General features: G+C 55.6%; 14 protein-coding genes. 8 read left to right on the top strand and 6 right to left on the bottom strand.

Annotation, left to right across the window (positions count from 1 at the left end; genetic code table 11):
• Positions 1-11: 11 nt before the first annotated feature.
• Both RRF56_RS15965 and hmpF read right to left on the bottom strand, forming a co-directional pair.
• Positions 12-236 (bottom strand): glycogen debranching protein, encoded by a 225-nt coding sequence (locus tag RRF56_RS15965; RefSeq protein ID WP_317034165.1) that lies wholly within the window; start codon positions 234-236, stop codon positions 12-14.
• A gap of 38 nt (positions 237-274) precedes the next feature.
• A complete protein-coding gene (gene hmpF, locus RRF56_RS15960; RefSeq protein ID WP_317034164.1) occupies positions 275-2,026 on the bottom strand; it encodes a pilus motility taxis protein HmpF in 1,752 nt (583 codons plus the stop codon).
• Between the two features lie 889 nt (positions 2,027-2,915).
• Between hmpF and RRF56_RS15955 the strand changes: the two genes are divergently transcribed.
• The 7 genes from RRF56_RS15955 to bioF all read left to right on the top strand — a co-directional run bounded on the left by RRF56_RS15955 (position 2,916) and on the right by bioF (position 15,503).
• Positions 2,916-4,187, top strand: a complete 1,272-nt coding sequence (locus RRF56_RS15955) for a response regulator (RefSeq protein WP_410510490.1) — start codon at positions 2,916-2,918, stop codon at positions 4,185-4,187.
• A gap of 243 nt (positions 4,188-4,430) precedes the next feature.
• Positions 4,431-4,796, top strand: coding sequence for a response regulator transcription factor (locus tag RRF56_RS15950; protein WP_317034162.1), 366 nt, complete (start codon positions 4,431-4,433; stop codon positions 4,794-4,796).
• Positions 4,797-4,808: 12 nt separating this feature from the next.
• Complete coding sequence (locus RRF56_RS15945) at positions 4,809-5,339, top strand: chemotaxis protein CheW (RefSeq protein WP_317034161.1); 531 nt, start codon at positions 4,809-4,811, stop codon at positions 5,337-5,339.
• 52 nt (positions 5,340-5,391) lie between these two features.
• The gene (locus RRF56_RS15940; RefSeq protein ID WP_317034160.1) at positions 5,392-8,016 is read left to right on the top strand and encodes a methyl-accepting chemotaxis protein; all 2,625 of its coding nucleotides are present in this window, start codon (positions 5,392-5,394) and stop codon (positions 8,014-8,016) included.
• A gap of 61 nt (positions 8,017-8,077) precedes the next feature.
• A complete protein-coding gene (locus RRF56_RS15935) occupies positions 8,078-12,634 on the top strand; it encodes a response regulator (RefSeq protein WP_317034159.1) in 4,557 nt (1,518 codons plus the stop codon).
• A gap of 97 nt (positions 12,635-12,731) precedes the next feature.
• Positions 12,732-14,204: a glycolate oxidase subunit GlcD gene (glcD, locus tag RRF56_RS15930; RefSeq protein WP_317034158.1), complete on the top strand. Its 1,473-nt coding sequence runs from the start codon at positions 12,732-12,734 to the stop codon at positions 14,202-14,204.
• Positions 14,205-14,285: 81 nt separating this feature from the next.
• Complete coding sequence (gene bioF, locus RRF56_RS15925; RefSeq protein WP_317034157.1) at positions 14,286-15,503, top strand: 8-amino-7-oxononanoate synthase; 1,218 nt, start codon at positions 14,286-14,288, stop codon at positions 15,501-15,503.
• On the opposite strand, the gene RRF56_RS15920 is transcribed toward bioF, so the two are convergent.
• The 4 genes from RRF56_RS15920 to RRF56_RS15905 form a co-directional block, all read right to left on the bottom strand.
• Positions 15,500-16,021 (bottom strand): hypothetical protein, encoded by a 522-nt coding sequence (locus tag RRF56_RS15920; RefSeq protein ID WP_317034156.1) that lies wholly within the window; start codon positions 16,019-16,021, stop codon positions 15,500-15,502. The two genes, bioF and RRF56_RS15920, sit on opposite strands and share 4 nt — an antisense overlap.
• A 45-nt stretch (positions 16,022-16,066) precedes the next feature.
• A complete protein-coding gene (gene rpsU, locus RRF56_RS15915; RefSeq protein ID WP_317034155.1) occupies positions 16,067-16,255 on the bottom strand; it encodes a 30S ribosomal protein S21 in 189 nt (62 codons plus the stop codon).
• 239 nt (positions 16,256-16,494) lie between these two features.
• The gene (locus RRF56_RS15910; protein ID WP_317034154.1) at positions 16,495-16,788 is read right to left on the bottom strand and encodes an RNA-binding protein; all 294 of its coding nucleotides are present in this window, start codon (positions 16,786-16,788) and stop codon (positions 16,495-16,497) included.
• A 209-nt stretch (positions 16,789-16,997) separates the two neighbouring features.
• Positions 16,998-17,201, bottom strand: coding sequence for a hypothetical protein (locus RRF56_RS15905; protein ID WP_317034153.1), 204 nt, complete (start codon positions 17,199-17,201; stop codon positions 16,998-17,000).
• Positions 17,202-17,516: 315 nt separating this feature from the next.
• Between RRF56_RS15905 and RRF56_RS15900 the strand changes: the two genes are divergently transcribed.
• On the top strand, positions 17,517-17,651 hold the full coding sequence (locus RRF56_RS15900; protein WP_317034152.1) for a hypothetical protein: 135 nt from the start codon (positions 17,517-17,519) through the stop codon (positions 17,649-17,651).
• Positions 17,652-17,787: the final 136 nt, after the last annotated feature.

Raw genomic sequence — 17,787 nt, 5'->3', positions numbered from 1 at the left:
CTGGAGGCAGTCTAATAGCTTAGCTTCAGCGCATTGACGGGCACATCTTCCCACGACTCTACCTGACGCAGTTGGGCAATCCAGCCCGTTGCCCGTTGCTCGTCGGTTAGGTTGTCTTGAAATTCTTGGTGACAGGCCTGAGCCTGAGCCTCATCACAGCAGGCAATGCAGGAATAAATAATCCCAGACGGATCAATTTGCTCGTTGACCCAGATCATGCGTAGCTCCCTAGACATCACCAGCCGACTCTAGCATCTCTACCGGCGCTCAGAGATCAGGATGCCGCCATTTGTGGTGCGCCCACGCTGACTACAGTCTGTCTAAGTTCGGCGATCGCCTGGAGTTGATAATCGTTCACTTCCTGAAGCTTGGTCACGGCACCGGCTAAGTTGTCTAAGGACTGCCGCAAACCGTTGACGCTTTCCTGCGCCGGGTTGATCAACTCTTCGCACACCGCGACCTTACCCATGAGCCCCGCCAAATCTCGATGCTGCTGGTGCAGATCAGCCTCAAAAGACTCAACCTCGGTACGTTGGGTAGCCAAAGCCACCTCACTGCTCTCAATGTCTTTTTTGAGCTGGCTAACAGCTGTTTGAATTTGATTGATCTCCGCTTCTAAGGCCTGAATAGTATCTGTGGTCTGCTGACGCTGAAGATCAATGGTGTTGAGCAACGGTTCTAGATCAATGGCGCTGACCGGAGTTTCTTCCACCGCTAGGCCCTGACGTCGCCGCAGTACCGCCTGGTGTTGGCTCAGCACCTCTTCCCGCTCAATTAAGTTGCGGCGCTGTCCCACCAGAGTTGCATTGAGCATTTGGTAGCGGTCTTCCTCCTCAGCCAGTTCTGTACCCAACTGAAGGCGATCGAACTCACTAGCCTGTTCCATTTTGGCCTGAATCTCTTCTAGGGCCTGCTGCTCCAGAGTCAGCTCTTCTTCTTGATCAGAGACAAAGTGCGACATTTTCTCCAAATCTGTTTCCAAGTCCCTGACCATCGTTTGGAGTTGCTCTAGATCCATCGCCTCTAGAGCCGCTACATTTACCTTTTTGCTCAACCGCACCTTGTCGGTTGTGTTGAGCAAATCATAAATTTTTTGGTGCAGGTTACCCTGGGCTTGTAGGGTAATCGACAGCGCCTGAACCTGATCTTGATGGCTCTTAATCACCTGCTGCCGAAGCTTCAAATCTTCTCGTTTGGCCACCAATTGGGCTTCGGCCTGGCGCCAATCGGCCCAGCGCTGTTTTAGCTGGCCAGCCTGCTGATCTAGCTCCTGCTGACGCTGCTCTAAACCCTGACGCTGATCTTCAAGAGATTGCCGATAGTCGCCCAGCAGCCCCTGATGATAGTTCAAACCATCAGTTGCGTGAGTGAGCGGTTCCCGCAGCGCCTCAACGGGCATAACAGCCTCGGTGAGACGATTGAGCGCTCCCTGAAGATTAGCCACCTGGCTTGGATCCAGGCCAGCCACTGGATTGGTCTCAGCCCGCTGTTCTTCTAGGCGGCGCATTTCGCCATTCAGGTGAGCCCATGCTCCTTCTAAGTCCTGGTTTTTACGGGTTAACTCCTCCTGCTGCTGCTCTAGGGCTTGGCGGAGTTGCTCTAGTTCCTGACGTTGGGCGTCGAGCTGCTCAACGTCTGCTTCAGCCTGCTCAACTTGCTCCTGGCGGGCTTCTAAATCTAGCTCACGTCGGTTCAGCTCCTGACTTTGAAAGGTCAGCGACTGCTTCCACTGCTCAATTTCTTCTTCCTGAGTTTTAGATTTCTTGCTTAGGTTAGAAAAATTCTGCAAAATGCTGGTAAGCGTGCGTCCAGCTTCATAGTGACGCTGTATCTGGCGGTTGCCGCTTACTTCTACCATCACCAGGGCACCGGCATTGTAGGAAGCATCGTCAGGAGCGGTGAGACTTTCGTCACCCGTCACAGCACTCCAGCTATTTTCACTACGCTGGCAGGCCAACAGCTTAAATTCAGGCTTGCCGCTGCCGATAAATCCGGTCTTTTTTTGGACTTCTGCTAGGTACAGCACGCTGGTGGTCCTCGTGGCTTAGAAGGTCAACTTTAGGGGTTAAAACGGCTAGAGAGTGAAGTTAGCGGGGTCAGCGGTCAACAAGATGAATAAGGCACGAGCAAGAGAAAGTCGCTTGACCTCATTTTTAAATGATGTTTCGCCCGACAGGCTAGGCGCTGTAGATCAGCTCACTGGCTAGATTACTTAAACCATTTAAGGACCTAACAAATGTGCCCTAGATGACAAGCTACCAACTCTCAAGGGGCCAGAGCTTGAATCTCAAGGACTGAGCTCACACACTAATCTACTGCCTATCCTAGTCTTAAACTAGGGTTTCTGACGCCTTCTTAGCCCACCTTCCATATGAAGGAGTTGAGTTGTGCCAAGCGATCAGGGCACAGGGCTATACAAAGTGCTAATGAATACCCCCAGGCAATTACGCTGCTACCCCTTGCGCGACTACTGCCAACAGTTGACTATTTCAAGCCATTGCCCCCAATTGTATGTTTAGTTTTGCTGCCAAAGCTATTTGGCATCTTAGCTAATTTTTATGGGACAGCGGCAGTTTTGGGGGTAGCCATGGCTTAACCCTAGAGCCTTCGCAGCGGCACGCCGCTACACTTAATCTTGATAGTGCCCAAGCAGCCCTAAGGTCGAGCAGGCGGTGATAGCGCCTTGGCCCAAAAATCATCAATTGTGCGCTTTATACTGGGAGCAGATGCAAAGGATTAAAGCCCTAGCCCCCGTAGCTTCAAGGGTCAGGCCGGCCGCCCATGACAGGGGCATGTGTGAAGCTCATTAGACAAAGGGGTAGGATTAAGTTTCTAGTTAGGGCATTCTGAGCCAAGCTGGCGTTTTTCCGCCATGCCTGGTTAATCAGGTGTTGTTCCCATCCTTGGGTTGCTTCATGCAGGGTTATTTGTCAGAAATTGATATTCGCAGCATCTTGCAGCTCATCGAACTGGGGCAGCGCACTGGCGAGCTTTACTTGGAGAGCTACGGCAGCAATAGCAATCAGCCCCTCGGACAGCCCTTTGACGGCGCTTTGATGGTGAGTGATCCCCCGTCTTGGATTGTGTTTTTGGCCAACGGTCAGCTTGTTTATGCTGGCACCACCGACAACAAACTCGATCGCCTACGGGACCATTTACACCGCTACGGCATTGATAAGGCATTGCCTGATCCCACGACTACTGCTGCGATCGCCGCCTTTAACTCTCTCGAATACGGCACCCTGTGGGCTTTGCTAGAGCAACACGTCATCACCCCCGACCAAGGGCGAACCATTCTCAGCCATATGGTTCACGAAACCCTATTCGACTTGCTGAGCCTACACCATGGGGCCTTTGTCTTTCAGCTCAGCTCAGCCCTCAGTCCTCAGCTGATGACTCACACGATTAGTAACTTGGTGGCTGGGCTAACCCAGCAAATTCAAACCTGGCATCAGCTGCACCCTCACCTGCAATCTCCCGACCAATGCCCGGTGCTGCTAGCGCCTGAGGCTTTTCGCGCCAGTGTATCTGATCAGGTCTACCGCCGTATGGTCACCTGGATGGACGGCAAAACGTCAATTCGGCGAATTGCTCGCTATCTGAGTCGCGATCTGCTGAGCGTGGCTCGCAGCCTGGTACCCGCCATTCAACAGGGTCAGATTAGCCTCGTATACAACTCAACGGAGGCAAGCCCGGCCCTAAACAGCCAACGCCCCGATCCAAACCGTTTACCCCGAATTGTCTGTGTCGATGACAGCACCACTGTGCGCCAGTCGGTAGAGAAAATTTTGGATGGCCAGGGCTACGAAGCCACCTCCATTGGCAACCCGCTTAAGGCTCTGGGGCTGTTGTTTCAGCTCCAGCCCAACCTGATTCTCTGCGACATTACCATGCCCGAGCTGGATGGTTACGAGCTGTGCGCTATGCTGCGGCACTCCAGTGCCTTTCGGCAGACCCCGATTGTCATGCTGACGGGCAAAGACGGATTTTTAGACCGAGTCAAGGCCAGAATGGTAGGAGCGACTGACTACCTTACCAAACCCTTTGGCTCTGGCGAACTACTGGCCCTAGTTGAGAAATATGTTGGCCCGGGCGATCGCAACCGCCCCCGCCCCGACACGCTACTGGCTGAAGCCATCGAAGATGAGTTTGACATTGACTTCAGTGAAGCCTCCCTGCCTCGGTAACATTCCTTAGATTAGAAACGGTTTTGGATCAATTTCGATAAGATTCGCCATAATCTAAACAATCAGGTTGGTTAATTTGTCTCAACCTACGGCAGAGTTTGCGTTTGAGGGTACGTTAGAGTCACAGGACTTTGCGTGGCAGTCACTGTCCCTAGAAAGACAGACAATTTGCACCTCTAACCCCTAGCGATGCTATCTGCCGGTACGTCTCTGGCCATTGAGCAGGCCTTCTTAAATCAACCTATGAGTACAGTTCTGGTGGTAGAAGATAGCGTTCCCCAGCGGGAAATGATTACAAAGCTACTGCGAGGGGTTGGCCTGACGGTAACCGTCGCCAGCGATGGCATGGAAGCCCTAGAACAGATGAAAAACCAGCGCCCCGATATGGTTGTGCTTGACATTGTTATGCCCCGCATGAATGGCTACGAGCTTTGCCGTCGCATCAAAGCCGATCCCTCTACCCAGAACGTGCCGATAGTCATGTGTTCATCCAAGGGCGAAGAGTTTGATCGCTACTGGGGTATGAAGCAGGGGGCAGACGCTTACATTGCCAAACCGTTTCAGCCGACCGAGCTAGTAGGTACGGTCAAGCAATTACTGAGGGGATAATCTAAGAGGGCTATGGTAGGCAATCCTGACTTTCTCACCCAGACCGGACAAGACCAAGATCCAGAGCTGCAAGAACTGGAAACACCTGACGGCGAATTATTTCTGCGTTTTTTTGTCACAGCCGAAGACGAGTTTGCTCTACCCGCCACCGGCATTCGTCGCATTATTGAGCAACCCCCCGATCGCATCACACCGATTCCTAACGTTTCCCACCTGCTGCTGGGTACTCTCAACGAGCAGGGGCGGGTAGTATGGGTGGCCGATCTGGGTCAGTTTCTCGGCTATTCTGCCATTCTGAACACCGATCGCCCAGAGATTTCGGTCATTGCCATCGAAGACCAGGGAACTATGTTAGGGTTGGCCGTCAACCGAATTGTGGGCACTCGCTGGCTCAACCCTGACAAAACCCAGGCATCAGACAGCAGCCCAGACACCATGGCCCCGTTTTTGCGCGGTGAATGGGTCATTGACGCCGAAGAGAATAAGACTCTCAGGTTGCTCGACCACGTTGCTGTCATTCGCTCAGCTCGCTGGGCCACCTAGGGCCTAGCCCATCCTCACCCCCTTAGGACACTTGCACCGGCAGGAGAAGACCATGGCTTCAGGCATCGATTACTCTCAAGCCTATCAAAAAGCAGAACGAGCCTACGTACAGGGCAACTATCCAGAGGCCGCGGCGGTTATCGATCAGCTCGCTACCGATTACCCCGAAGACCCCAGTGTGCTGCTGCTGCGAGGCCACATCTACTGCTATGGCTTGCAGCAGTACGAGGTGGCAGCGGCTCAATACAGCGCGGTGCTCGACCTCACCTCCGAGCCGGAGTACGTTGACTATGCCAGCAATGGGCTTGATTATGCCAACCAGTTCGCAGCCAATGGCTCAGCCGTAGACTACGAAACTGATGCAGGAGAAACCTTCTTCGACGCGGGTACTTCGCTGTCGATGGATTTAGAAAGTGGTCTTGGGCCAATGAGCGACGCCGACCTATCAGACAGCCATCTCGAGCTGGACGACTTCAGCCTAGAGGACGATTTTCCTGCCTCCATCGCCGAAACTGGCGCGGGTCTAGCCGATCCCTTTTCTAGCAGTTCTCGTGACCCCTTCGGCACACCAGGTATAGGCACAGAGGATAACTTTGGGAGCGACGCGGCGCAGAACAATCGCTGGGCAGCCGGACAAAACGGCCTTAGCGACATCACCTTCGATGACGATCCCCCCTTTGACTCCTTAGAAATTGTCGATGATAGTGATGACCCCTTTGGCGGGACAGTCCTCCATGGCGAGGACCTCTATGGCGGCGGCCTAGCCTCCCAGTCGTTTGATCAAGACTGGCCCCCAGCCGACGATGGTGGCGACGATATGACCGTCTTTGCCCCTGAGCCCGATCTACTGACCGATGATTTGGATACCGCCAGCGATAGTATCGCCGACTACGACGCCTACGCCGAAAATGGCTACCCATCGGCGCTAGAGCTAGACGACAGTGTCCAGCCCAGCAGCAACGTCGATTTTCTAGACGAATTTAGCGATTTTGACGATCTTGGTAACTTGCCTGACTTTGAGCTGTCAGATAGCTCCGCCGGCTTTACTACCCCGTCCGTGGGTACTTCAGGCCTTAGTTCTACCGATGATAACGGCGGTTACAGCAACGGCACTTCAGCCTTTGACCTGAGTGATATGGGCGATCAGGCGGCGATTAGCGATGACGATATCTTTAGTATTGCCGGGGCTACCGATAGCCTGCCGGTCTTTACCCAGGGCGACAGTCATGAGGTAGAGGCGGTGTCGGCTGAGCAAGACTGGCTGGGCTTTTTAGACAATGCTCCTTTGCCCCATAAAGAAATTATCGTGGCGATCGCCGCTGGAGTCGCTTCGGCCTTGGCGGTCGGAGTGATTAACTTTGCCGCCTCTACCCTGCGGCCGGGTCAGTCGATGCCTAAGGATGTACACGCGGCCATGGCTTTAGCCGGTGGCGTTGCTGGATTTGGCGCAGCCTTCGGAGCGAGCCACCTGGCCAACCGCCAGATGAAAAAGAGCGTCGATGATCTACAGCATCAGTTTGACACCGTCATTCAGGGCAACTTGACTGCCCGAGCCACGGTCTTCACCGAAGATGAGTTTGGTCGTCTGGCCAGCAGCTTTAACAAAATGTCGCGGGTGATTTTAACCACCACCAGTGAGGCCCAGCGCAAAGCCCAAGAGCAGGAGCAGGCCAAAGAAGACTTACAGCGCCAGGTTATTCGCCTGCTAGATGACGTAGAGGGCGCGGCACGAGGCGACCTAACCGTACAGGCGGAGGTCACCGCCGACGTGCTGGGGGCTGTCGCCGACTCGTTCAACCTCACCATTCAAAACCTGCGGGAAATTGTAGAACAGGTGAGTGTGGCCGCTCGCCAGGTCAGCAAAGGCTCTACCGAAAACGAGATTTTTGCCCGCAGCCTATCGGCAGACGCCTTGCGCCAGGCCGAGGAATTAGCAGTGACGCTGAACTCGGTACAGGTGATGACCGACTCGATTCAGCGGGTGGCCGAGAGCGCTCGCGAGGCAGAGGAAGTGGCGCGGACGGCATCGTCTACGGCGCTCAAGGGCGGCGAGTCGGTAGAGCGCACAGTGGCGGGGATTCTAGAGATTCGCGAAACGGTGGCGGAAACGACCCGCAAGGTGAAGCGTCTGGCGGAGTCGTCCCAAGAGATTTCTAAAATTGTGGCGTTGATTTCACAGATTGCTTCCCGTACGAACCTGTTGGCCCTCAACGCCAGTATTGAGGCAGCCCGAGCTGGGGAAGCAGGGCGAGGCTTTGCCATCGTGGCGGACGAAGTGCGGCAACTAGCTGACCGAGCCGCGAAGGCCTCGAAGGAAATTGAGCAGATTGTGCTGCAAATTCAAAGTGAGACGGGCGGGGTCATGACCGCGATGGAAGAGGGCACGCAGCAGGTGATTGAAGGCACCCGCCTGGCGGAACAGGCGAAGCGATCGCTCGAAGACATTATTCAAGTGTCAAACCGCATTGACGTGCTGGTGCGATCGATCACCGCTGATACCGTGGAACAAACCGAGACGTCACGCGCGGTGGCCCAGGTGATGCAATCGGTAGAACTCACCGCTCAGGAAACCTCCCAGGAGGCCCAACGGGTGTCGGGGTCACTGCAAAACCTAGTAGGAGTGGCTCGCGACCTACTCACATCAGTGGAGCGCTTTAAGGTGAACAAAGATAACTAGGTGGAGTTAGCAAACGGGAGTGAACTGGTCACGGTAGAAAAGTGTTCAGAGGGGAATCGTCATGTCGCCTGAAGATCAAAAACGAATCTTGGGGTACTTCATCGAAGAAGCCAAGGATCATCTCAACACCATCGAGCAGGGGTTATTGAACCTGGCGGCTACCGTCGACGACCCCGAGATGATGAATGAGGTGTTTCGGGCGGCCCACTCGGTGAAAGGGGGAGCGGCCATGCTGGGGCTGAACAGCATTCAGCGCACCAGCCACCGCATGGAAGACTTTTTCAAAGTGATGAAAGAGTCGCCCATGCGCCCCGATCGCGACTTGGAGACCATGCTGCTGCAAATTTTTGACGGGCTGCAAGAGCAGCTAGAGCAGTTGCAAAGCCCCTTTGGCCTGACCAACGACCAGGCTCAAGAGATCATGGCTCCCCTAGAGCCTATTTTTGCCCAGGCCGAAGCCCATATCGACGCGTTAGTAGCCGCAGCTCCAGCCACCGCTCCGGTTGCTCCGGTCGCTCCGCCTCGTCCGGCAGTGGTCACGCCCCACCCCGAAACCAGCGCCCTTCAGCTGGTATTTCGCAGTGATATTCCCGCACTGCTGCGGGATATGCTGGCTGCCTTTAAGCAACCCGACAATGGCAGTTCCCGTCAGGAGTTGAGACGGATCTGTCACCGCCTGCACAGCATTGGCGAACAGTTTGAGCTGAATGCATGGTGTGCCCTAACCCAGGTTGTTGAAGGGGCAATTACAAACTCGCAGCAAACCTACCGTACCCTAGCCCCGGTAGTCATTAGAGACCTGAAGCAGGCCCAAGACCAAGTGCTGGCTGGGGCCACCAGCCAGGTTAGTGCGTCTACCACTCTGCAAGACCTGCTACCCATCCCCGTTGCCCCACCCATTAGCGACGACTCTGCCCTTGACGCGCTGCTGGCCGAGGCCCTTAACGATGACTCTGGAGAAACCGATCTAGCCGATCTCTTTGCGTCCGCAGAAGAGGGTGGGGTTGACGACCTGGCCTTGACCAATGCCGACAGCTGGCTAGAACAGCTAGATTTAGTCGATAGCGACAATATCACTGATACTAGCCTAGAGTCGGTATTTGGCCAGTTAGACGAACCTTTACCGACTGAACCGACTGTGCCCCAGCGGTCGATTGGCAGCATAGGGCCAGAAGTGGGAGCCGCCGAGCTCAATAGCCTAGCTGATCTGTTTGAAGGAGTGACTGACGGTCTAGATGGTATTTGGGAAGACGACCTCTCTGACGTATCCCTGAATGATTTAGATCTCGATGACGCCGACACACCTGAAGACTTAGACGCAGAGTTTGCCGATTTACTGGCTGCCGATGGTGACGATGGCAATTCTGATGCCCAGGCCAGCGATGATATGGCCAGTCTGTTTGGTTACGATTTAGATGCTGGGCCACCGTCGGCACCGGCTGACGATCTCGACTTGGAGCTGGAGATGACGAGCGGGGGCGATCGCCCTCATACCCCAGCCACCCCCTCCGCTCCCTTGACAGAGCTAATGGCTGACGCGCCAGCACCGTGGGCAGAGGCAAAAGCTGAAGTCACTACGGATCCCTTGGCTGATTTTCTTGTCGATCAGCCGCTACCTGTGGCTTCGGCAGAGAGGCCTACAGTGCCCGAAGGCGATGATTTCTTTAATCTGAGTGAGGCCGACACCGCGACCACCAATGCCGTCACCGCAGACGAGCTGGATGGATTCTTTGCATCGCTTCAGGAGAACGACGTTGAGGGCGAGGGCGACTTTGAGGGCGACTTTTTTGCCAATGATGACGCCCAAGCCATGCCCGAACTCACCCTTGAGCTCGCCCCCGATAGCTCAGATGGTCCTGCCGTTGGGGCCGATCATGGCTTATTCGCAGACAGTTTGACGTCCTCCAATACCCTAGATCCCGATCTAGCGGAGAGTGCTAGTGCTTTTGGTGAAGCGACTGGCAACTTTTTCGCAGCAACAGATCCTTTAGAGGACGACCCCTTTGGGGAATTGATTCTAGGAAACAGTTCGGTAGAACAAACGCTGGAGTCAGCCGATCCCCCTGAGAGGTCTGAAGCCCAGGCAGATGTTAGTTTCGATGCTCCGGTAGAGGATTGGGGAGACGACCTTGGTACTCCTACGGCTGATGTCACCGCTGCCGATGGCAGTAGCTTCTGGGAGGATGACAGTGACTTTGATGACGCTGGTTTCGATGACTTGGACAGCTTGCTCGATGGGGCTGGAACTGATGATGCAAACCAGGCAGACAGTTTTACTCTAGATCCTCTGATGGAGGGTTCCGAGGACGAAGCTCCAGCAGTGCCGGAGGTAGCTAAGGACAAGCAAAATAATCTCGAAAACGGAGCTAGTCATGGACTTGCATCTGCCTCTCAAGCACTGGACGACGATGACTTTGACGACCTAGAGGCGCTGCTGGGGGAAGGGTTCTCCAGTAGCAGCGATCTGAGCGCTGAGCGGATGAGAAGCCGCACCTCACCCCCGAGGCCGCCCGAGGATAGCGCGATCGCTCCAGTCGGTGACGATGAATTTGGTGATTTGGAAAAGCTCTTGGAAGAAGCTGACCAGCTAGGCGGGTCAGCTCCATCACTTGGGTCGCGGCGGGCGACGGGGCAGACCTCTCGGCGATCGCCCCGGCGGGCGACCAATACCAACGACCAAACCATGCGGGTTTCGGTAGGCCACCTCGACAACCTCAGCAACCTGGTGGGAGAACTGGTCGTCAATCGCAACTCCCTAGAGCAAGACCAGGAGCGTCTGCGGCAGTTTCTCGACAACCTGCTACACCAGGTGTCACAGCTCAACGATGTGGGCCAGCGGATGCGCGACCTCTACGAGCGATCGCTGCTGGAAAGCTCTTTAATTGCCAACCGTCAAGCCTTTGCCCTAGGGGTTTCATCCTCTGACCGGGGGGGCGGCAGCCACGCCACCGGAGCCACCTTCGACGCCCTAGAGATGGATCGCTTCACCGGGTTTCACACCCTCTCCCAGGAAATGATCGAGTTAATCGTCCGGGTGCGGGAGGCCTCGTCAGACATTGAGTTCACCATCGACTCTACCGACCAAATTGCCCGCCAGTTTCGTCAGGTCACCACCCAGCTTCAGGAGGGGCTCAACAAGGCGCGCATGGTGCCCTTTGGCCAAACCGCCGATCGCCTGCCCCGCGCTGTGCGCGACATTTCGCTCAAGTGCGGCAAAGAGGCCCAGCTGGTGGTCGAAGGGCGCGACACCCTAATCGACAAAATGATTCTGGAGCGCCTCTACGACCCGATGACCCACCTGGTTAACAACGCCATTACCCACGGCATTGAGACACCGGAAGAGCGCATGGCCACGGGCAAACCGAGGGAAGGCATTATTACGGTGCGGGCTTTCTATCAAGGCAACCAAACCGTGATCTACATCGCCGACAACGGCGGCGGTATTAATCCGGCAGTGGTTAAGGCCAAAGCACTCAAGCAGGGGGTGATCACCCCCGCCGAAGCCCAGACCATGACCGAGATCGAGGTCTACGATCTACTGTTCTTGCCGGGCTTTAGCACCCGCGACCAGGCCGATGACTTCTCGGGGCGTGGCGTGGGCATGGACGTGGTGCGCACTGCCCTATCCGACATTCGCGGCTCGATCACCATCGAGTCTGAGGTGGGCAAGGGCACCAGCTTCACCATTCGACTGCCCCTTACCCTCAGCATTACCAAAGCGCTTAGCTGTGTCAACAACCAGGCCCGCATCGCCTTCCCGATGGACGGGGTCGAAGACATGTTCGACGTGCCCAAAGAGCGCATTCAAACCGATGACCAGGGCCATGCCTGCATTCTTTGGCGCGATACCCTGCTGCCCTTCCGTCCGCTGAGTGAGCTGCTACGCTTTAACCGCAGTCTGGGCCGGGGTCGGGTCTACGGCGGTCCCCAGGACGAAGATGTGGTGTCGATGGTGGTGCTGCGCAGCGCCAGTACCTTTATTGCCCTCCAGGTTGACCAGGTAATTGGTGAACAGGAGATTGTAATTAAACAGTTAGAAGGGCCGGTGCCCAAGCCCATTGGCATCGCGGGTGCGACGGTGCTTGGGGACGGACGCGTCATGCCCATTGCCGATGTGCTAGAGCTCATTGACCTGGCTAGCGGTCGTCTGCGCCGTGACGCGTCTACTTCGCTGTGGGCTCAGACGGTCGATGAGGAACCCATTGAGGTCGTAGCTCACACTGACCCAACAGTCCTGATCGTAGACGACTCAATTACGGTGCGCGAGCTGCTGTCGATGAGCTTCAACAAAGTCGGCTACCGAGTCGAGCAGGCCCGCGACGGTCAGGAAGCCTGGGAAAAACTGCGCTCTGGCCTACCCTGCGACCTAGTCTTCTGCGACATCGAAATGCCCCGTATGGATGGCCTGGAACTGCTCTCTCGTATGCAGAAAGACAGTGCTCTCAGCCAAATTCCTACGGCAATGCTGACTTCACGGGGGGCCGATCGCCACCGGCAGATGGCCGTAGATCTAGGGGCCAAGGGCTACTTTACTAAGCCTTATCTAGAGGAAATGCTGCTGGATGCGGCTAAACGCATGCTCAACGGCGAAAACATGGTGCCCAAAAAGGTTGAATAGCGGCCTCTAACCCACGCCCAAGATAACGCTGGCTGCAATATAGCTGGACAGTCTGTAATTCGCGATAGGATCAAAATACCTTGAGCAACTCAAACCCATGACTGTAGCAGCGCCAGCCGCCATCAACTGGGCACCGATTTTCGACGCTTTTTCAGCGGCCTTAGGCGAGGGCCGAGTGGTGCGGCGCAAAGAAGAAATTTTGGTCTACGAGTGCGACGGGCTGACCAGCTATCGCCAGCGCCCTGCCGTAGTGGTGCTACCTAAGACCACTGAGCAGGTGGCGGCGGCGGTAAAAATCTGCAACCGGTTCCAGGTTCCCTTTGTGGCGCGGGGCGCGGGCACAGGTCTCTCTGGGGGAGCGCTACCGATCGAAGATTCGGTGCTGATTGTCACCGCCACGATGAACCAGATACTCTCGATAGATTTTGATAACCAGCAAGTGGTAGTGCAGCCGGGAGTGATCAACAACTGGGTGACCCAGGCGGTGAGTGGGGCGGGTTTTTACTATGCCCCTGACCCCTCTAGCCAGTCGGTATGCTCGGTAGGGGGGAATGTGGCCGAAAACTCGGGCGGGGTGCACTGCCTCAAATATGGCGTTACGACCAACCACGTGCTGGGACTCAAGGTAGTGCTGCCCAATGGTGACATTGTAGACATCGGCGGTGAGGTGGCCGAAACCCCTGGCTATGACCTCTGCGGCCTGTTTGTCGGCTCCGAGGGCACCCTGGGCATCGCCACTGAAATTACCTTGCGCATTCTCAAAGCGCCTCAGTCGATTCAGGTGCTGCTGGCCGACTTCACCTCGGTGGAAGCGGCGGGGGCAGCGGTATCGGCTATCACCAGCGCGGGCATCATCCCGGCGGGGATGGAAATGATGGATAATTTCAGCCTCAACGCGGTGGAAGATGTGGTGGCGACCAACTGCTACCCCCGCGACGCGGCAGCAATTTTGTTGATTGAGATCGATGGACTGCCGGCAGAGGTGACGGCAACGGGCGATCGCATCGCCGATCTCTGCCGCCAAAACGGTGCCCGCACCCTCACAACCGCCACCGATCCTGAGGAGCGTCTGCGCCTGTGGAAGGGCCGCAAAGCCGCCTTTGCCGCCATGGGCAAACTCAGCCCCGACTACTACGTGCAGGACGGCGTGATTCCGCGCACTCAGCTGCCCTACGTGCTCAAAGAGATTGAAGCCCTAGGCGACAAGCACGGCTACCGGGTGGCCAACGTGTTTCACGCGGGGGATGGCAACCTGCACCCGCTCATTCTTTACAACAATGCCATCCCTGGCGAGCTAGAGCAGGTGGAAGAACTGGGCGGCAACATTCTCAAACTCTGCGTGCGGGTGGGCGGAAGCATTTCAGGCGAGCACGGCATTGGGGCAGACAAACGCTGCTATATGCCCGATATGTTTTCGCCCTCAGACCTAGAAACGATGGGCTGGGTGCGCCAAGCTTTGGACCCAGCTAGGCTAGCGAACCCCACCAAGCTCTTGCCTACCCCCCGCACCTGTGGCGAAGCGGCCCATAGCCCTGCGGCACAGTCGTTCCCCGATGTGGAACGATATTAGCGAGTTGCTTTTGAGGAGGCTCGATGGAGTCTGCTGGAACTGCTCTGGAATGGGTCAGACCGATGCACGGTTAGGGTTGAGATGGTAAAAGATGGCTCGGCTGAGGGCAGTGCCCCCTACGACTGGTTGAATCACTCGTTGACCGCCCTACACCGCGCCCATCGCTACCGGTCGGTACAGGCGATCGAGGGCAGGGCAGGGGCGACGATTCAGTGCCAAGGACAGCCCCTGATCAACTTTGCCAGCAATGACTACCTGGGGCTAGCCAGTGACCCCAGACTAGCGGCAGCAGCGATCGCCGCTATCCAGACCTATGGCACCGGCAGCACTGGCTCCCGCTTGCTCAGTGGTCACCGCCAACTCCATGAGGAACTGGAACAGGCGATCGCCACCCTGAAGGGCACTGACGATGCTTTGGTATTTAGCTCGGGTTATTTGGCCAATCTGGGAGCGATCGCCGCTCTAGTCGGCACCCCAGACCTGATCGTGGGCGACGAATACAATCACTCCAGCCTGCGAGCCGGGGGCAAAGTGAGTGGGGCAACGACACTAGACTACCGCCACAACGATACAGACCACCTGAAGCAACTGCTGGAGGAGCACCGCGATCGCCATCGCCGCTGTCTGATCACCACCGACAGCGTGTTCAGCATGGATGGAGACCTCTGCCCCTTGCCAGCCATACTTGACCTAGCGGCAGCTTACAAGTCTATGGTGCTGGTCGATGAAGCCCACGGTACCGGCGTGTTTGGCGCTGGTGGCAGTGGCGTAGTTGAGCACCTAGACTGCACCAAACGACCGCTGATCACCGTTGGCACCCTAAGCAAAGCTCTAGGTAGTCTGGGGGGCTACGTGGCTGGTTCCAAGCCACTGATAGAATTTTTGCGCAATCGTGCTCCCGGATGGGTTTATACAACCGGGTTATCACCGGCAGATACAGCGGCGGCACTAGCGGCGGTGCAGATTGTACAGCACGAACCCCAACGCCGTGACACCCTGTGGCGCAGCGTTAACCACTTAACGCAACAGATCGATCAGATTTTGGCCGAGGCCAAAAAAAATAGCCTAGGGCTAAAACGATTGCCCTCAGGCTCCCCTATCATTGGGTTGCAAATTTCCTCTGCCGCCGCCGTGGTTGAAGCCAGTCGACAGTTACAGCGGGCTGGCCTGTGGGTAGCCGCAGTACGCCCCCCCACAGTGCCCACCAGCCGCCTACGCATTACGCTGATGGCAACTCATCAGCCAGCCCATCTTGACCACCTGACAACTGCTCTACGAGCCCTAGCCAACCAGCCCTAGCTGGGGCTCAGGGCAGCGGAGAGGGGTGATTTGACGGCCCGTTGAGCAGTGTGAGTCCAAAAGGAGGGTGCAACACTGCCGCCTAGCTCTGGAACGAGCTTGTGATAAGGCAGAGGTAACGTAGTCAGTTGGGGTTTGGCATCGCGGTTTAAAGCATCAAGCACCCAAGGCATCAGCGCCATGGCTTCGTCTGGCAGCAGAGTGAGATAAAACTGACAGGCTTGGTTGTAGCGGCGAATGCCTTTGCCACGACTTACCCCCGCTAGCACCTCTGCCCCCAGATTGACCCCAATACGCAACACCAAAGGGCGATCGGGTACCAAAACATCGGGCGCAGAGTAAGCGTAGATGCAAAGGTAATTCAACCGTTGCTGGGTGTCTGTCCAGGACACCTTGGGTGGTGTACTGGCGTAGGACTTTTCTTTGTTGATAGTGACCGCAGTATTTTGAGCGTCGGCAAACTGGGCATAAAACTCGCTGCGCAGTCTGGAAACTTGCTGAGTTACCTCTGGGGTCATAGCTTGCCTCCATTGTAAACACCTGGACGATCAGCGCTGGAGTCGCTAACGCTTTGAGCTCCAGCGGCGCTGCTTGTGGCGGGCCAGGGTCTTGCGCTTTTTCTTCTCGATGGGGGTTTCAAAGTGGCGGTTTTTCCGCATGTCAGAAAATATGCCTGCACGGGAAACCTTGCGCTTGAATCGACGCAGGGCTGATTCAATATTTTCGTCTTCTCCCAAAACAACTTGGGCCATTTGTACTCCTGAAAATCTTTGCTGGTCTATGGGGATGACATTCCCCAAGCTCAGCCTAACAACAAACAAAGCTTGAAAGCTTATTTAGGCACGGGAAGAAGACGAATCAATCTACCCATGCCATCGGCGCTGAACCCATACGGATTCCACTAACCACGTTAACCCCAGTGTTAGGGTCAACCGACTTACTAGGATTCCATAGAAATCCATGGAATCCTAACTTGACCTCTGGCCTTGGCCTAGCGGCGGCTGTTCCAGCCACCACCACCACCACTGCCGCCACCCCGAGACTCCCGGGGGCGAGCTTTGTTAACCTTCAAATCGCGACCCATCCACTCAGCCCCATCTAGAGCTTCAATAGCGGCATCTTCATCAGCCTCGTTTTCCATCTCTACGAATGCAAAGCCACGAGGCCGACCGGTTTCACGATCGGTGGGTAGGCTAACGCGGCTGACGGCACCGTATTCGGCAAAGACCTCAGTGATTTGGTCTTGGGTGGCGTTAAAAGCCAGGTTGCCGACGTAAATTGACATGATTACATCTCCGAAACAAAGAGAAAGAGAGCATGAAGTTATAGGAGATGTACCCAAACTCAGACGATAGCCAAGCTGGCAATGCAACTAAAAACTTGCTCTACCCACCATAGCATAGGGCCTTTGTGGACCTGGTTATAGATCTGTCAGACAACCCTGGTTGAGGTACAACCTGTAGCTGACTGAGCTGGGTTGTCTAAACCAGGGGCCTAATCTTCTGGCAAGACCCATTTAGGTGGCTGGGAGGCCCGCTCCATAACCCTGCGCCGCACGGCCTCATCGGCGATCGCCAGCATGTCATCGAGGGAGGTGTCGGCAATAAATTTTGAGGCTTCTGCGGTGTACTTCAGGTTAGGGCAGTCGTTGCCCAGCACACAGCCGTTTTTGCAATCTACCGCGCAATTAACCGCCATAGTCTCTATTTCATCCCCATAGTTCAGCATTTGGGCATCGAGATTCTTAAGGATCTCTCAAATAATTGCCCTTAAAAATTGTAACAACCTCGACCCATGCCTTAGGGAGAGAATTTTGGCTGGGTTAGAGCGCGAGGCAAAGGTGTCGGTATTGAGCAGTTTAGGTGGGCGACTTAGGGGTAGTCAGGTATGACTTTACTTTTGGTAGAGCATTATTTAAGAATGTCACGGCCATCTCAGCCCGGATCTCGTCTCATGAGCCGCAGGCCCCAGGCCTGGATAGCTAACTTACCATCACGCTAAGGAGATTTCACCATGGGCGACCCTAGTGAGGTAAGACCCCGCTGGCCCCTATGGCTACTGGGAAGCCTGCTGTTGCTCTTGCTGGCTCTAGCCTATTGCTACATGGTGGATCCTGAACTGATTGATCTACTGGCAGTAGGGCAATAATCGGAACTTGGTATAGAACCTAGGGTTGTTCGTCGAGTTTTCTGGTTTTTGGCGGGTTACTTTAACGTTAGCCCCAGCTAAAAAACGTTAAGCCCAGCCGTATGAAGCCAGTCCCGGGGGAGAGAGATCGCTAGAC

It is taken from the genome of Nodosilinea sp. E11, assembly GCF_032813545.1.
Classification (GTDB): domain Bacteria; phylum Cyanobacteriota; class Cyanobacteriia; order Phormidesmidales; family Phormidesmidaceae; genus Nodosilinea.
This window is presented reverse-complemented; position numbering and strand designations above follow the sequence as displayed.